Annotated in this window: 1 protein-coding gene; it reads right to left on the bottom strand. The window is 46.6% G+C overall.

Annotation, left to right across the window (positions count from 1 at the left end; all coding sequences use genetic code 11):
- The coding region (locus HC175_RS16275) for a sigma-54-dependent transcriptional regulator (protein WP_168139442.1) at positions 1-629 on the bottom strand (629 nt) is incomplete at both ends.

The following is a 629-nucleotide window of genomic DNA, read 5'->3' as shown; positions in this document are numbered from 1 at the left end:
CGCCATTGGCAGCTTCAAATTTACCTGCACGATCTTTTGCAGCCGAAGTAAAGGCTCCTTTCACGTGACCGAAAAGTTCACTCTCAATGAGTTCCGAAGGGATAGCAGCACAATTAACCTCGATCATCGGTCCGCCGGAGCGATCGCTTTTTTGGTGCAGCCAGTGCGCTACAAGTTCTTTTCCGGTACCATTAGGTCCGGTAATAAGCACCCGCGCATCTGTAGGTGCGACTTTTTCAATAATATCTTTGATCCTGGAAATGGCTTCAGATTCTCCAACCATTTCAAGATTTTTCCCAACCTTCTTCTTGAGTCGGGAATTTTCCACTACCAGCTCCTTTCGGTCTAAAGCATTTCTAACGGTATTGAGCAGCCGGTTAAGATCTGGCGGTTTTGAGATGTAATCAAATGCTCCCAGTCTCATTGTATTTACAGCAGTGTCAAGGTCGCCGTGACCGGAGATCATCACCATGGGAATTTCGGGCTTCAGCTTTTTTACGGCCTCCAGCACTTCCACCCCGTCCATCTTTGGCATCTTGATATCACATAAAATAAGGTCATATTCCTGGTCTTTGATCTTCTCTATTCCTTCAAGTCCGTCGGCAGCCTCGTCTACTTCAAAGGCTTTA

Source organism: Salinimicrobium oceani, assembly GCF_012037645.1.
The sequence above is the reverse complement of the archived record's forward strand: the minus strand, read 5'-3'. Positions and strand labels throughout refer to the sequence as shown.